Here is a 15,854-nt window from a genome sequence, read left to right as displayed (position 1 = left end):
ATTTTGCATATTTTTTGCACTAAACTCAATTCGACTAAGACTGATTGCCATAATTTATCAGTAAAATAGATATACATTTATATTTACAATTAACATTAAGATAATTAATTGTTACTTATCAATACTTTGGTTTATTACCGCCAGCGTTTTAGTGTGGTTTATAGATTGCACCAAAGCGTAACGTTACTGCCCATTTTTTGAGCATCTTGGCTATTTTTATACAGTTATTTACAGCAGTTTAATTTATACATCAGGTAAAAAGGAAAACACGATGGCATTTAAAAAACAATATTTAAAATCTAAAGCAATGTGTAAGGTCACATTTAAGTTATCTAAGGAACAAGCCAATGATGCAGGTTTAGTTCGTTTAGTGGGTGATTTTAACCAATGGGACCTGTCATCAGCGCCGATGAAAAAACTTAAAAATGGTGATTTTACCACCACTGTTAGTTTACCCAATGACTCAAAGTATCAGTTTAGATATTTACTAGATGATAAGGCATGGGAAAATGACTGGGAGGCTGATGCTTACATTCCTTCTCCAGTATCTTATGCTGATAACTCGGTTGTACAAGTTTGAACCATTAGCTCCAGGAAGGTGAAATCACTAGATGATTTCGCCTTCCTAAATCCTTTTTTTAATTTCAACATCATTAATATTTTCAGGAATATAATCTTATGTTGTCGATTTCAAAACACCTCTCTCTTTTTCGTCTAGATAATAAAATGCGTCATGCAAAAAATTATACTGATTGGAAACAATTTGCCATCGAGCACGACTCAATTTCTGGGCTTGAAGCATGGAAATATAAAGAAGTATCAAATAGTTATGATCACCTGAACATTCGTACCAGAATTGATATGCTCAGAAGGCTAAGACAAGAGAAGGATGATGTTGGGTTACTTTTTGCCCTCAACGAGGGCATTCATGGTAACCAAGGCGGTATGGGTAAACCTATTCTATATAAACTGGCAAAATTTGGTACAAAACGATTAATTGAAGAGTATGTTGATGAGATAGTTAATGCACTAGAACATATTTCTACGCTAGCTGAGTCAAGTGATGTTTCGAGAGAAGACAAACAAGATTTTTTTGAACGTGCAAGTCACTGTTTTGGCCGTACAGCTTTGATGCTAAGTGGTGCCGGTTCACTTGGGCATTTTCATCTTGGAGTAATCAAGACATTATTCGAATATAAGATGTTACCAAAAGTCATTTCTGGGTCAAGCGCAGGGGCAATATTTGCTGCATTACTTGGCACCTATTCAAATAAAGAACTTACACATATTCTTCGAGATGACATACTGCTAGACCCCTTACAACTTAATATTGACAATAACCCTAAACGCTTGGTTCGAGACCAAGTGGACTCTGTTTCTTTAAAAATGACATTGGAGTCCTTGATCCCCAATATCACATTTCAGGAAGCTTATGAGAAAACAGGCAGAATGATTAGTATCACTATCGCACCCTTTGAAGAACACCAAACTTCCAGATTAATGAATGCGGTGACATCACCTAATGTTTATGTGCGATCTGCAGTCATGGCATCTTGTGCAGTGCCGGGTGTTTTCCCGCCTGTTATGTTGATGGCTAAAAATGTGTATGGCGAAACCCAGCCATATTTGCCAAATCGTCGATGGGTAGATGGAGCCGTTACAGATGACCTTCCTTCAAAAAGGCTGGCCAGACTTTATGGCGTAAACCATTATATCGTTAGTCAGGCGAATCCGTTAGCGCTTGCTATTATGAAGGGTGAAGAATATATGCCCATTCCCAAAAGCGCCAAAAATATTATACGTTTTTCTTCACATGAGTTTTTAAAAACAGGGGAACAATTTAGTCGTCGATATCTTCGCAAGCTTCCGGATATTGGGAAAGCTATGAATATGTTCTATTCAGTTTTGGCACAGGATTACGAAGGTGATGTAAATATTGTTCCTAGTTTCAGCTTTGTAAGTCCACAAAAGATTCTAGGGCAACTCACTACAGACGAAATTAAGGCGTTGGTCACAGATGGCGAACGTTCAACCTGGCCACAGTTAGAACAGATTAGGATTTGCTCTAATATTAGTCACAAGTTAGAAGAGATTGTGGACAACCATTCAAATCATAACATTAAACGTTTTTATAAAAAATCTCGCCGAAAAACTGAGCGGTCAATGACTTCAACACTATTGAAAAAATCAGAGATTGATAGTTAAATTTATTTTAAACGTTTAATTACATACAAATTGGCTACATCGATTCAACTAGATCTGTTGTATTTGTATGACTCCAGAGTTTTGGCATTAGCTTTATCTGTATGAGACGAATAACACCTTAGATGTTGTTAAAGTAGACACGTTAAACAAGGAAAAGCTTTTAGAGTCCTAAGAAAACATCCTAAGGTTATTTGGCAGCAATGTCCTTATTATTAATATCCTGTAAATTAAAATAGGAAGATTTCTTTGTCTTTGTATCTGAAAGCAAACCATGGTTAATAGTTAAATAATGCATAGAAAACCTAATTATACTCACACAACATACTTCGTGCAGTTGTATAACAAAATGGCGAAAGGATAAAATTGATAAGTTCCAAAAAAAAAGCCATGGCGTTAACCGCCATGGCTTTAACAAAACATGATTAATATTACTTATAAAGCTGCTTCAAGCTCTGGTAATATTTCAAACAAATCACCCACTAAACCATAATCGGCCACTTGAAATATTGGTGCTTCTTCGTCTTTATTAATAGCAACAATAACCTTAGAGTCTTTCATTCCAGCTAAGTGTTGAATTGCCCAGAGATCCCTACTGCTATGTATAAGTTAGGTGCAACAATTTTACCTGTCTGACCTACTTGCATATCATTCGGTACAAAACCAGCATCAACTGCTGCTCTTGACGCACCCATGGCAGCACCTAGTTTGTCGGCAATGCCATCAAGTAATTTGAAGTTTTCTCCATTTTGCATGCCACGACCACCAGAAATAATTACATCTGCGGCCGTTAATTCTGGTCTTTCAGATTCTGTTAATTCCGCAGACACAAATACAGATTTATCTAATGGTTTCACTACAGTGCAAGTCTCTATTAGTGCTGAGTTGCCTTCACTTGCCGCATCAAATGCGGCGGTTCTAACAGTAATCACTTTAATTTTATCAGAAGATTGTACTGTTGCAATTGCGTTACCTGCATATATAGGTCTTAAAAAGGTATCAATACTTTCAACTTTTATGATGTCAGAAATTTGGGCAACATCTAACAAAGCCGCCACTCTGGGCATAAAATTTTTGCCAGTAGTGGTAGCTGCCGCCAATACGTGGCTTGCGTCTTTACCTAGTTCGGACACTAGTTCAGCTATATTTTCCGCCATTTGCTGAGCATATTCGGCATTGTCAGCCAATAATACTTTACTTACACCGTCTATTTTAGAAGCTTGGGTCGCCACAGCTTCACATCCAGAACCAACAACTAATAAATGTATATCGCCACCTATTTGTGATGCGGCATGCATAAGTTTATGAGTTTCGGTTTTAAGCTGTTCGTTGTCATGTTCTGCGTATACTAAAATAGTCATTAGATTACCTTCGCTTCATTTCTTAATTTTTCGACTAATTCAGCAACATTAGCCACTTTAATTCCACCTTGACGTTGTGCAGGTGCCTCAACCTTCAATACCTTGACACCGGATGTTAGCTCAACATCAAAATCAGCCGCGGGTATCACATCTAAAGGTTTACGTTTAGCTTTCATTATATTTGGCAAAGATGCGTAACGAGGTTCATTTAGTCTCAGGTCTGTTGTCACAACTGCGGGTAATAACAATTCAATAGTTTGTAAACCACCGTCAATTTCACGGGTGACTTTTACTTTTCCTGTTTCGACTAGCACTTCAGATGCAAATGTACCCTGTGGCATACCTGTTAATGCAGCTAACATTTGACCAGTTTGGTTATTATCAGAATCAATAGCTTGCTTTCCTAGGATAACTAGATCAGGTGATTCTTGTTCAACTATCTTTTGTAATAACTTGGCAATTTGCAACGAATCAAGTGTTAAGTCGGTATCAATTTGTATACCGCGATCTGCTCCTAGCGCAAGTGATGTGCGTATCTGTTCCTGACAGCTTTTATTGCCTATAGATACCACTACTATTTCAGTTGCAACACCCTCTCTCTTTGAGGCGTACAGCTTCTTCTACAGCAATTTCACAAAAAGGATTAATCGACATCTTTGCGTTGGTTAAATCTACAGCGCTGTTGTCTGGTTTAACCCTGACTTTTACATTGTAATCAATGGCACGTTTTACTGGCACGAGAATTTTCATTTTCACCTCTACTTACAGGTATCAAGTTTATAATTTGAATTATCTAGCGACTCAAATCTGGATGACGACAATTTACTTTGTGTTGACGTTATCGTCAACTTAGATATCAATTTGTAGTGAGTTGTTATGGGTGATCCTTTCAACGAGTAAAACATGTAATAATATATGAATGGGATTGTGTTTAGGATCACCTTATTTAAACACTAACGTATTAATTAAGACCCTGTTAAATATAGATTTTATTGTTTTTTTTATATTATTATAGCACTTTAAATTTGCTGACTAATGGCGCGAATATTATCCAATTAAAGACGTAATCTGCTGCATTAATAGACATTCGCCGACTAAAAAATGCTTATGAATAATGCTTAGAAGTATTTATTTTATGAATAGTTAAATACATTTTTATGAATAGTTTAAATTTAAAAGAGGACAAACAAGTGGAACGAGAATCGATGGAGTTTGATGTAGTTATAGTCGGTGCTGGCCCTGCTGGTCTGTCAACTGCGTGTCGGTTGATGCAAATAGCTCAGGAAAAAAACCAAGAATTAATGGTTTGCGTAGTAGAAAAGGGCTCAGAAGTGGGTGCGCATATTTTATCTGGTGCAGTATTTGAAACCCGTGCATTAGACGAATTATTTCCAGATTGGAAAGAAAGAGGAGCCCCACTTAATACTCCAGTCACTGCAGATGATATTTATTGGCTCAACAATGAAAAGAAAGGGATTAAAATCCCAGGTTTCATGACACCTAAAACCATGCACAACGAGGGCAATTATATCGTTAGTATGGGTAATGTATGTCGTTGGTTGGCTGAGCAAGCGGAAGCGTTAGGGGTAGAGATATTTCCTGGTTTTGCGGCTTCTGAGGTGCTGTTCAATGAAGATGGTAGTGTCGGTGGTGTTATTACCGGTGATATGGGGCTTGACAAAGAAGGTCAGCCTAAAGACTCGTATATGCCCGGAATGGAATTAAAAGCAAAATATACGGTGTTTGCTGAAGGATGTCGTGGGCACTTAGGTAAACAGCTAATTGAAAAATTTGAATTGGATGAAGGTCAATCACCACAACATTATGGCATTGGTTTCAAAGAGATATGGGATATTGATCCTACTAAACACCAACCAGGTTTAGTAGTACATACAGCTGGTTGGCCTATCACTGATGCCACGGGTGGTTCTTACCTTTATCACGCAGAAAATAATCAAGTGTTGGTCGGGCTAATACTAGACTTAAACTACAGTAATACACATATCAGTCCATTTGACGAGTTCCAACGCCTTAAGCACCATCCTGTATTTAAACAGTATCTTGAAGGTGGTAAACGCGTGTCTTATGGCGCAAGAGCTCTTGCCAAAGGTGGCTTTAATTCTTTACCCAAAATGACGTTTCCTGGAGGATTATTGGTGGGTTGTGATGCCGGCACCTTAAATTTTGCAAAAATAAAAGGTAATCACACTGCTATGAAGTCTGGGTTATTAGCCGCAGAGTCACTTATGGAAGTATTAAGCCAGACAGATGCTATCCCTTCACAAGATTTAACCAATTACACCCAAAATTTCAAAGATTCTTGGTTATATGATGAATTATTCAGATCTCGTAACTTTGGCCCTGCCCTACATAAATTTGGTACCTTTCTGGGCGGAGCTTTCAACACCCTTGAGCAGAATTGGTTTAAGGGAAATATGCCTTTTACTTTTAAAGATGACGTAGCTGACCACGTGCAACTTAAAAATACTGAAGACTGCGTTAAAATTGATTATCCTAAACCGGATAGCGTTTTAAGTTTTGACAAATTATCATCTGTATTTTTATCAAACACAAACCATGAAGAAGAACAGCCTTGCCACTTAAAACTTAAGGATATTACAGTACCTATCACAGTAAACTTGGCACAATATGATGAACCTGCTCAACGCTATTGTCCTGCTGGGGTATATGAAATCATCGAATCTGAACAAGGTGAAAAACAACTTCAGATAAATGGGCAAAACTGCGTTCACTGCAAGACATGTGATATTAAAGATCCGAGCCAAAATATTACTTGGGTCGTCCCTGAAGGTGCCGGTGGGCCAAACTATCCAAATATGTAATTTATGACTGAAATTAATTACCAAATACATTCAGACACCCCAGATAAACCTTGGATTATGTTAATTCACGGTTTATTTGGAAGTTCGGATAATTTATCAGCATTACGTAGACAACTTACTGACACATTTCAGGTGTTGTCGATAGATTTACCTGATCATGGAAAGTCCGCATTTACACACGCCTTTAATTTTTCTGAGTACGCTCAACGTATTACTGATCTTATTGTCAGTCTTAAGATTAAACAGTTAGACATAGTCGGACATTCTTTGGGTGGTAAAGTAGCCATGCAACTTGCTATAAATCAACATGAACTAATTAGTCACTTAATCGTATTGGATATAGCACCAGTTGGATATTCAGCGCGTCATACAAATGTGTTTCAAGGTTTAAACAATGTGGTTTTGTCCGATATCACAAGCCGAAAACAAGCGGATATAGCCTTATCAGAATATGTATTAGATGTTTCAACACGGCAGTTTTTATTAAAAAGCCTATATAATGAAAACGATACTTGGAAATGGCGATTTAATCTTGAATTACTTGAAAAAGATTACGCGAAGTTATCAGCTGCCATAGAGGCGGTTCAACCCTATTTAGGGAAAGTGTTGTTTATTAAAGGTCAAAATTCAGATTATTTGTTACCAGTACATGAAAAAACGGTACTTAAGCTATTTCCTGATAGTCGATCAAAAATGGTCAATAACACAGGTCATTGGTTACATGCAGAAAAACCTGAATTGTGTGCAAAGATTATATTGGCATTTTTATTTAAATAAATAAGATTGCTATAACTCATTCATTTTTCATAGTAAAAAGTCTATGTTAGTATGCGCCAGATTTTAAGAGAGTTGAAAAAAGTACATGTTAAGTGACCATTATGAGCAAATTGAATCAATAGCTTTAGATGTTGCGATTGTAGGTCTATTTTTACTGATGGCTTACGTGGTTTTTGATGTACTTAAGAAAAATAACGTGCCATTAATTGGTAAGGTTGTTGTATATTTCGTACTTTTTTTAGGTGCCGCTGGATTTATATTTAAAGGCATAATGCAATTGGTTATAGAGGGCTGATATCTGTAATGATATTAGTTTTAATTGTAACCAGATTGAATTTTTATTTAAGTTGAGGAAAAAGTTATAATGGCAAGTGTGGGGCTATTTTTCGGCAGCGACACTGGCAATACAGAACATATTGCTAAGATGATCCAAAAAGAATTAGGCAAAAACCTAATAGACGTTAAAGACATTGCCAAAAGCAGCAAAGAAGATATTGCTGAATTTGACCTGCTACTTTTCGGTATTCCGACTTGGTATTATGGTGAAGCTCAATGTGATTGGGATGACTTTTTTCCAGAACTCGAATTAATTGATTTTGAAGATAAGCTAGTCGCGATTTTTGGTTGTGGTGATCAAGAAGATTATGCTGAATATTTCTTAGATGCTATGGGAATGGTAAGAGATATAGTAGAAGCTAAAGGTGCTATTTTAATAGGCCAATGGCCATCAGAAAGTTATGACTTTGAAGCTTCTAAAGGAATGGCTGATGAAAACCATTTTGTAGGTTTAGGTATCGATGAAGACCGTCAACCCGAATTAACTGAACAACGAGTCAAAGCTTGGTCTAAACAAATATATGACGAACTTTGTTTAGCTGAATTGGGCTAATATTAAGAAAGGAGGGTTACCTCCTTTTTTAACTGAGCATGGTAAATAGCTTTTAAATCCAAATAAGTACCCTATAATGACCTAACACTTTTTTATGAAAGTAAGATCATGGATCAAAATAAAGAACTAAAAAAAGCGGGATTAAAAGTTACCCTTCCTCGCTTGAAAATCTTAGAAATATTACAACTTCCTGAAAATCAACATATCAGTGCTGAAGACGTTTATAAAATACTTATAGATCATGACGAAGATATCGGTTTAGCCACGGTTTACAGAGTATTAAATCAGTTCGATGATGCAGGCATTTTGAACCGTCATCACTTTGAAGGTGGGAAATCAGTTTTTGAAATAAGTCATAAAAATCATCATGATCATCTAGTGTGTTTAAAATGCGGCAAGGTCATTGAGTTTGAAGATGACGTTATTGAAAAACGCCAAGATGAAGTAGCCGAACGTCATAATATGAAGTTAACCCATCACAGTTTATACTTGTATGGTGAGTGTAAAGTGGAATGTGACGAAGATTAATTTTTTTAAGAATAAAGACGCCACATTCCTAGTGGCGTTTTATTTGTCTTGATTTTTTCTGAAGGGGATAAGTTTTTTCTGCTGCCTCGCTGAAATGAGTAAGCCTGTAACCATCATAAATTGTGCCGCATAATAGGTACTCATTATCCAATAACTCTCATAGGGCAATGGATTAACAAATTTATTAATGGCGATGCAAGAATCAGAGATAATAAACATTATGGCTCCCAATACTCCCCAACGCATAGGTAAGGATGAATGCAAAGCCATTAGACCCATTGCAGCAATAGCCAGCAAATAGACCATCACTGGAAACTGTAAATTCCCAAGGTTGGGTATCAGCAACCACACCATGCTCAACATATACATTATTAGCAACACACTTAGGGGCCAACGACTGTGAATGCCTTGCCAGTGGTGCCCAAATAACACAGCGTAACTAAGCTGAGCTATTAGAAATGCAGCCACACCAAAAATAAATACATCAAACGCAAGTAACAAATCACCACAACCACTAAAAAAGAGTGCTAATAGTAATATATTGCGAGTTGAGCTAGGTACCGTATTCATCACCCCAACGGCTAACAAGGCGATAGGAATAATTTTTAGTAGCCACAAAACACCATCAAAAATACTCAAACTAACCAAATATAGTAATACAAAAAAAAGAAATGAAAATTTTATATTTTTAGACATATTCATTCACTATTAGCACTTGAGAACATGTGCGATTATTAAGCGATTATTACTTTTTGTCCACACATTGAGACCCTCTGAAATGTGATTTCATGAAGTTTATTTGAGATGAAATTTTGGTAAGGGCAGTAACTAGTTTATGTTTTGTATAATATATTATGTATATCATTCCCCTCCTTCACAACTGGTGCTTATAGATAGTTGAGTTCAAACTAAAATGACAACACCAAGAGTTTCAATTGTATATCTTTGTTATGAGACGCAGACAAACATTTTGTTTGGGCATACAGCCATGACCAAATACAAACAGACTATCAAACTAAAGTAGTGTGGGCATCAAGCCGTTTTGTTTAATTAAGTAATGATGAACCAAAAGAGTCAGCTCTGCCTAATAAAGCAGACTTAAATTCAATGATAAGTTTGCATGATTTTTACCCAGTACAACGTTCAGTTATAGTGTTTAACTTTCTTCTAAAACATCTAATTAAAAAGGTTTATATGAATTTTGCAGAATTCGCAGCATCTCGAAAGAGTGTTCGTGGTTTTAAAAATAAAGCCGTCTCTAAAGAGCTGGTCGATACAGTCATCAATAGCGCTAAATGGGCTCCATCTTCTTACAACACACAAACTTGGCGAATACATGCTGTAACGGGTACAGTGCTTGATAAAATACGTGAAGACAATACTAAAAACACCCTTGCTGGTAAGCCACATGTTCGTGATTTTCCCTATAAAGAAGATTATGTGGGCATACACAGGCAGCGTCAAATAGATGTAGCAATACAACTGTTTGAAGTCATGGGCATAACTAGAGAAGATAAAGAAAAACGTATGGAATGGATGATGAGAGGTTTTCGCCAGTTTGATGCGCCGGTATCCTTGGTTCTTACCTACGACAAATCGTTAGAGCCTGCAGGCATAACTCAATTTGGCTTAGGTTCTTTAGCTTATGGTATCGTTTTGGCAGCATGGGACTTAGGCTTGGGCTGCGTAATTAATGGCCAAGGTATAATGCAATCAGATGTTGTGCATAAACATGCGCAAATTCCAGACACTGAAGCCATCATGATTTGCATCGCCATGGGTTATCCAGATGAAAACTTTGAAGCAAATAACGTCCGTTCTGTTCGAGCTGACAATGAAGATTTTGTGAGCTATCACGGATTTTAAAAACAAAAAAAGATATAAATATTATATTTGCTACACAACAACATTAACTACCACCCGAATATCAATTAAGCGTCGCCAGTTTAATCAATTTCCTGTGGTAGTTATCAAGTTTTTTTAATCATTAACAGTTTGTATAAAAGCCAATGGATAATGTAAATTTAAAATGCAAAATAAATCCCAGTTACATAATGAGAGTTAAGGTTGTGCAGATTTTTTGTCACTAAACTTTAGAGTAAAGAAAAACAACAATAAATAACTTGTGAAAGCGAACCAGTAAGGTAAAGCTCCGTCTATAGAATATAAGTAGGTACCCAGTAACGGTCCTACAGTAAATCCTAATGGCCCACATGAGCCAGCGACTCCAGCAACAGCGCCTTGCTCTTCAGATGAGACAGCAACAGAGGCACCGGCCATAAACCCTGGACCTGCTAGCCCCATACCCAGACCAAGAATGCACATGGCTAGCATATACATGTTCTGAGATTGGCTCAAAGCCATCATGGCAAAAGCGATCATCATTATAGGCATGGATATTCTAAGCAGCACAAATGGTCTGACATGCAGGCGTGGAATAACCAACAATTGCACGAGTAAAGCGGCTGCAGCCGAAAACATCAAACTAATACCCACAATTTTTGCTGTTTGAATGCCATCGAGCCCCAATACATCTTGAAAGCGAAATGCGATAGTTTGTTGCACAATGGCAAATCCCATAAACAAAAACACGCCGGCAATCACCAGGGGGAAAATCCTTGGGTCGCTATATTTTAGTCTCTTGGGCTTTTTTATAACGGTAGGCTTAGGAAGTTCAGGTAAAGCATACAGAGTCAATATAGCGGCGGCTAAGGTTAAAAATACCGAAAAATACAGCGGCGTAAGTAGACTGATACTAGCGAGTAAACCACCAATAGCTGGCCCCAATATGGAACCAATATTACCGGCGGCTCCTATTGCCCCCATTCCTTTAATCCGCTCCGTAACGGAGGTAATATCGGCCATGTAGGCGTTTGCTGATGGTGCCACCGCTGCCATTACCGTGGCGTTGGCAACACGTGTTAAAATTAAAAGTGTTAGGGCTGTTACTGGAACAAGGTACCCCAACAGTGCAGCCTGAAAAACACCGGCAAACATCACAGTGCCAATAGAATAACCAAATAAACCAATTAATAGGATTTTTCTTCTACCCCATTGATCGCTTGCGCGGCCCCAAAGGGGACTGACCAAAAACAGCGTCAAGGATGAGGCAGAAATAATCGCACCAATTTGCACTTCGACTAGGCCCACTTCTCTTCCAAGGGGCGCCAATATGGCGAATAATACTGTTTGCGCAAAACCCATAGCGCCCGCCGCCAACAATAAAGTACGTTTGGCTAAAACATTAGATTGGTATTTACTTGTGCTCATTGAACATACGTCAACAGTCTTACATCACTTGAGGAACGCTTGCCAAAACAAACGGATGCCAGTTGCAAGACTCGGTAACAACAACACCAGATTTCATCTCTTATTATTAATTGAGGTACAGCGGCATAACGTTTTGATAGATACAATTTCATATACGCATTACCTTTTCACAATTATCACCATATATTTTCAATATTTTTTCCACATAAAAAGTAACTACCATCACACAAATAAACTTAAATATTTGTTGTTGAAAACACGCATCGTTCTAGTTTACCTAATGAAGATAAATGGCACATAGTCTATTTTATATTGGGACTGCTAATTTTAAGATCACTGGAGCTATGTAGTTAACATTATTTTGGGTTTAAATTAACTAACGACAATTTCGATAGGTACTAGGTGAGACACCAGTCCAATGTTTAAAAGCACGTGAAAATGTTGCCAATTCTGTAAATCCTAAAGCTACACTGATGTCTGCCAAGGTTAAATTAGGCTGTTCAAAAAGGCTGATGGCTTTGTCTCGCTTCACATTATCTTTCAATTGTTGAAAACGACTGCCTTCTGCAATCAATTTCCTTCGCAATGTTCTGGATGTCATATTAAGCTCTGCCGCTACGGTTTCCAAATTTGACTTATCCCCCCATGTAACATTTTCTAATAATCGCAACACCTGAGCGCTACAAGTATCGTAATAAGATTGTTTTTTAAACCACTGCAAAGGGATCTGTTCTATGTATCCCAATAATTCCTCTTGGTTTTGCACCACAGGTAGATTTAAATATTTGGCATCAAACAGCAGGGCATTATTATCACTTTGGTAGGTACAAAGACAAGGATACATTAATCGGTATTCTTCATGGTGTGCAGGTTTAGCATGCTGTACTTGAACTACACTCAATGGGATAACCTGCCCCACTAACCAGCTAGCAAATCGATGACAAACTAACAATAATAATTCACTCAATAAACTATTGGGTGTGTGATTTTCACTATCTGATTTAAAATTAGCATTAAGACTAACCGAAACTAGCGCGCCTTTTTTGTTAATTTCAAATTGCAACTGATCGCCGGTTAAATTGTAAAAAGCAGCAGTGTGTATAAAGACATCATCAAGGGTTTTACAGATAATCAACCGCTCGGCTAATAAGTTAAACATACCCACTTTTACTTTGTGCTCAGTAAAACCTAAAAATTCATCACCGCTTAGTTGCCAACAGCTTTTTACAATACTGGCTAATTGTGTGGCCAACACTCTAGATTTTGGTTGTTCTAGCTGTGAGGCTCTTAGTTCGGCACGAGCCAAAATTTGTTGATTATTTCCTCCCAGCAAAATCCCATTATTTAAATGTGACCGTGCAAAATAGCTGGCAATGGTTTGCTGGTTTACGTAATTATGTAGCAGTGCCATAGTTGTCCGTTTTTAACAATAATTACCTTATTAAAGCAATATTTACATGAAATCTAAAGGGGCATGTCCGAAAATGTTAAAATAATGACTTTTTTCCTCATTGCTTATGACATTCTAATTGTCAATAATTAACATATAACCACGAAAATATTGAAATTTATTATGTCTTTAATTGAAGAAAGCAATACTGAAGAAATGCAAATGTTTCGCGATATGATCCTGCGCTTTTTAGAACAGGAAGTATCTCCCCATTACGAAACATGGGAGAAAAACCACAAGATGCCACGTGAAATGTGGAACATCATGGGTAGCGCTGGCATGTTACTGGTAGATTTTCCTGAAAAATACGGCTCTGCTGGAGCAAGCTTTGACGTTTGCCAGATGATCCAGGAAGAAATTTGTCGCATGGGCTTTCAGGGACTGGGCACCGGCTACAATATCCACGCAAATATTGTTGCGCCCTACATATTAAATATTGGTAACCAAGAGCAAAGAGACCGCTGGTTACCGGGTATGGTGACTGGCGAGGTACTAACCGCTCTCGCTATGACGGAGCCGGGTGCCGGCAGTGATGTTGCTGGCATGCGCACCAGCGCAGTAAAAGACGGTGACGAATATATCCTCAATGGCTCTAAGACATTCATCACCAACGGCAATACAGCCGATATGATTATTGTTTGCGCCAAAACAGATACTAAAGCTGGCGCTAAAGGTATCTCATTATTCTTAGTCGATACCAGCCTAACCGGTTTTTCTACCGGTAAACCCATTGAGAAAATGGGCCAACACTGCAGTGATACCGCCGAATTGTTTTTTGAAAACATGCGTATACCAAGTGACGCTTTATTAGGCGAAGAGGGCAAGGGATTCGTTTATTTGATGCAAGAACTGCCTCGCGAGCGACTAGGCTGCGCGGTACAGGCGATTGGGCACGCACAAGGTGCCATGGATTTAACCTGTGAGTATGTCAAGCAGCGTAAGGCATTTGGTCAGACTGTGTCACAGTTTCAAAATACCCGCTTCAAGTTAGCACAAAGTCAAACTGAACTTGAATTATGTCGCGCACTGCTAGAAAAACATATGCTTAAATACAAGCGTGATGAAATGACGGTCACTGATGCTGCCATGCTAAAACTAGCCGCCACAGAAATGCAGCTCACCATGGTGAATGAGTGTTTACAATTATTTGGTGGTTATGGTTATACCGATGAATATCCCATCTCTCGTTTTTATCGTGATGCGCGTATTCAAACTATCTATGCCGGTTCATCCGAAATCATGAAAGAAGTCATTGCCCGTGATATTTTAGGACGATGAATAGTCAAAACAATACAACAATAAAAATTTATTAATTGGAAATATTAAGACTATTTCTGTTGATCTTGAACATCGTATTCTTGTTGCACTCATAGCATCATCTTTGTTTATTGCTGGCAGACTTGTACTTGTTATAGAAAGCTATAAAGCAGGGAATATCGACCTTCCCTTCCCTGTAATTATTCAACCAACGGATCAGGGTTTGAAGCCTGCTTAGTTTAGCTCCAAACACAATTAGTAGACTGGGAAAAAATTATATTAGGCGTGCCTCTTTAGGAGGCAACCTCACTATTTATTAACAATATTTTTAATCGTTAAAGTGAAAAGCGCTCACGCAAAAAATGTGCAATACCATCACTATGATTATTTCCGATTACAGCGCTCGCAGACTTTTTAACTTCAGCTTGCGCATTGTCTGGAGCATAACTTTCATCAGCAAGGGCAAACATACTTAAATCGTTATCACCATCGCCAAAACATACAACGTTGCTAGCTCCCAACTGCTTTGTTAGGTTGGTAACTGCCGTGCCTTTATTAGCGCTTCGGTGATGAACATCTAACCACCAAAAGTTATCACCTTCATGTGCTGGACCTGAGTAAGCAATTAGATTTTCATGTAAATTGAGCTCTAACCATATCTTTTTAATAGTGTCGGCAAAACCAATCATACTGATATTAGTAACCTGACTATTAACAGGAAACGCTTCTAAAGGTAAAAGTGTGGCTTTGGAACTAGAAAAGTATTTATACACAAGTTCTTTTTCTACATCGTGACGTGTTTCAGTATGGAAAATAAAATGATTATGATTATCGATGACGTTAACAAAAGGAGTAATACCCTGTACTAATGCAGCATCGACAACAGTTGAAATCTCCGCGTTATCAAGTAGATTTTCCAAAGTAATTTGTTGAATTTTAGGATCCCATATTGTCACCCCATTATTGTATATCTGCGGCAATTCAAACTCATGTCCGTCCAAAATACGCTGAGCTGACAACATAGTGCGCCCTGTTGCTATCGTATAAGCAATATTTTTTTCGCTTAACAAAACAAGGGTTTCTTTGGTAAAAAGTGAGATTTCAGATGCATCGTTTAACAGAGTGCCATCTAAGTCAAAAAAAATAAGATCCATAAACGTATACAACCCAATTACAAGCTAAAAATTAGCCCTACATTTAACATAATGATTAAGTACGTGTTGCAAGATAAATTAGTTTATATCTCTTATGATCAATTCTGAGATCTTAAGAAACAC

Annotated in this window: 13 protein-coding genes and 2 pseudogenes; 9 read left to right on the top strand and 6 right to left on the bottom strand. The window is 37.8% G+C overall.

Going from position 1 to position 15,854, the window contains the following annotated elements:
• Nucleotides 1–271: 271 nt before the first annotated feature.
• Together Q0Y52_RS13225 and Q0Y52_RS13220 are read left to right on the top strand one after the other, a co-directional pair.
• Nucleotides 272–580 carry an isoamylase early set domain-containing protein gene (locus tag Q0Y52_RS13225; protein WP_271863723.1) on the top strand — a complete coding sequence of 103 codons (309 nt, stop codon included), beginning with the start codon at nucleotides 272–274 and terminating at the stop codon, nucleotides 578–580.
• A 98-nt stretch (nucleotides 581–678) separates the two neighbouring features.
• Complete coding sequence (locus tag Q0Y52_RS13220) at nucleotides 679–2,205, top strand: DUF3336 domain-containing protein (protein ID WP_297822292.1); 1,527 nt, start codon at nucleotides 679–681, stop codon at nucleotides 2,203–2,205.
• A 432-nt stretch (nucleotides 2,206–2,637) separates the two neighbouring features.
• Here Q0Y52_RS13220 and Q0Y52_RS13215 read toward each other — a convergent pair.
• Together Q0Y52_RS13215 and Q0Y52_RS13210 are read right to left on the bottom strand one after the other, a co-directional pair.
• Nucleotides 2,638–3,563 (bottom strand): annotated as a pseudogene (locus Q0Y52_RS13215) (FAD-binding protein).
• Nucleotides 3,563–4,313: pseudogene (locus tag Q0Y52_RS13210) on the bottom strand (electron transfer flavoprotein subunit beta/FixA family protein). The pseudogenes Q0Y52_RS13215 and Q0Y52_RS13210 overlap by 1 nt, the downstream one beginning before the upstream one ends.
• A 440-nt stretch (nucleotides 4,314–4,753) precedes the next feature.
• On the opposite strand from Q0Y52_RS13210, the gene Q0Y52_RS13205 reads away from it, so the two are divergent.
• From Q0Y52_RS13205 to fur, 5 genes are all read left to right on the top strand, one after another.
• The gene (locus tag Q0Y52_RS13205; RefSeq protein WP_297822422.1) at nucleotides 4,754–6,406 is read left to right on the top strand and encodes an electron transfer flavoprotein-ubiquinone oxidoreductase; all 1,653 of its coding nucleotides are present in this window, start codon (nucleotides 4,754–4,756) and stop codon (nucleotides 6,404–6,406) included.
• 3 nt (nucleotides 6,407–6,409) lie between these two features.
• Nucleotides 6,410–7,183 carry an alpha/beta fold hydrolase gene (locus Q0Y52_RS13200; protein WP_297822290.1) on the top strand — a complete coding sequence of 258 codons (774 nt, stop codon included), beginning with the start codon at nucleotides 6,410–6,412 and terminating at the stop codon, nucleotides 7,181–7,183.
• Nucleotides 7,184–7,268: 85 nt separating this feature from the next.
• Nucleotides 7,269–7,478 carry a DUF2788 domain-containing protein gene (locus tag Q0Y52_RS13195; protein WP_271863718.1) on the top strand — a complete coding sequence of 70 codons (210 nt, stop codon included), beginning with the start codon at nucleotides 7,269–7,271 and terminating at the stop codon, nucleotides 7,476–7,478.
• A gap of 69 nt (nucleotides 7,479–7,547) precedes the next feature.
• The gene (gene fldA / locus Q0Y52_RS13190) at nucleotides 7,548–8,072 is read left to right on the top strand and encodes a flavodoxin FldA (RefSeq protein WP_297822286.1); all 525 of its coding nucleotides are present in this window, start codon (nucleotides 7,548–7,550) and stop codon (nucleotides 8,070–8,072) included.
• A gap of 108 nt (nucleotides 8,073–8,180) precedes the next feature.
• Nucleotides 8,181–8,600, top strand: a complete 420-nt coding sequence (gene fur, locus Q0Y52_RS13185; protein ID WP_271863716.1) for a ferric iron uptake transcriptional regulator — start codon at nucleotides 8,181–8,183, stop codon at nucleotides 8,598–8,600.
• Between the two features lie 39 nt (nucleotides 8,601–8,639).
• On the opposite strand, the gene Q0Y52_RS13180 is transcribed toward fur, so the two are convergent.
• Nucleotides 8,640–9,296, bottom strand: a complete 657-nt coding sequence (locus Q0Y52_RS13180; RefSeq protein ID WP_297822283.1) for a lysoplasmalogenase — start codon at nucleotides 9,294–9,296, stop codon at nucleotides 8,640–8,642.
• 498 nt (nucleotides 9,297–9,794) lie between these two features.
• On the opposite strand from Q0Y52_RS13180, the gene Q0Y52_RS13175 reads away from it, so the two are divergent.
• On the top strand, nucleotides 9,795–10,466 hold the full coding sequence (locus Q0Y52_RS13175) for a nitroreductase (RefSeq protein ID WP_271863714.1): 672 nt from the start codon (nucleotides 9,795–9,797) through the stop codon (nucleotides 10,464–10,466).
• Between the two features lie 195 nt (nucleotides 10,467–10,661).
• Here the strand turns inward: Q0Y52_RS13175 and Q0Y52_RS13170 are convergent, their stop codons facing one another.
• Both Q0Y52_RS13170 and Q0Y52_RS13165 read right to left on the bottom strand, forming a co-directional pair.
• Entirely contained in the window at nucleotides 10,662–11,870 is a 1,209-nt protein-coding gene (locus tag Q0Y52_RS13170; RefSeq protein WP_271863713.1) for an MFS transporter, read from the bottom strand.
• A 376-nt stretch (nucleotides 11,871–12,246) separates the two neighbouring features.
• Nucleotides 12,247–13,281: an AraC family transcriptional regulator gene (locus Q0Y52_RS13165; protein ID WP_297822279.1), complete on the bottom strand. Its 1,035-nt coding sequence runs from the start codon at nucleotides 13,279–13,281 to the stop codon at nucleotides 12,247–12,249.
• Nucleotides 13,282–13,443: 162 nt separating this feature from the next.
• On the opposite strand from Q0Y52_RS13165, the gene Q0Y52_RS13160 reads away from it, so the two are divergent.
• On the top strand, nucleotides 13,444–14,598 hold the full coding sequence (locus Q0Y52_RS13160) for an acyl-CoA dehydrogenase family protein (RefSeq protein WP_271863711.1): 1,155 nt from the start codon (nucleotides 13,444–13,446) through the stop codon (nucleotides 14,596–14,598).
• Nucleotides 14,599–14,912: 314 nt separating this feature from the next.
• On the opposite strand, the gene Q0Y52_RS13155 is transcribed toward Q0Y52_RS13160, so the two are convergent.
• Nucleotides 14,913–15,731 carry an HAD family hydrolase gene (locus tag Q0Y52_RS13155; protein ID WP_297822274.1) on the bottom strand — a complete coding sequence of 273 codons (819 nt, stop codon included), beginning with the start codon at nucleotides 15,729–15,731 and terminating at the stop codon, nucleotides 14,913–14,915.
• Nucleotides 15,732–15,854: the final 123 nt, after the last annotated feature.

Origin of the sequence: uncultured Paraglaciecola sp., from assembly GCF_943787955.1 — a bacterium.
In the GTDB taxonomy this organism is placed as follows: Bacteria; Pseudomonadota; Gammaproteobacteria; order Enterobacterales; family Alteromonadaceae; genus Paraglaciecola.
This window is presented reverse-complemented; position numbering and strand designations above follow the sequence as displayed.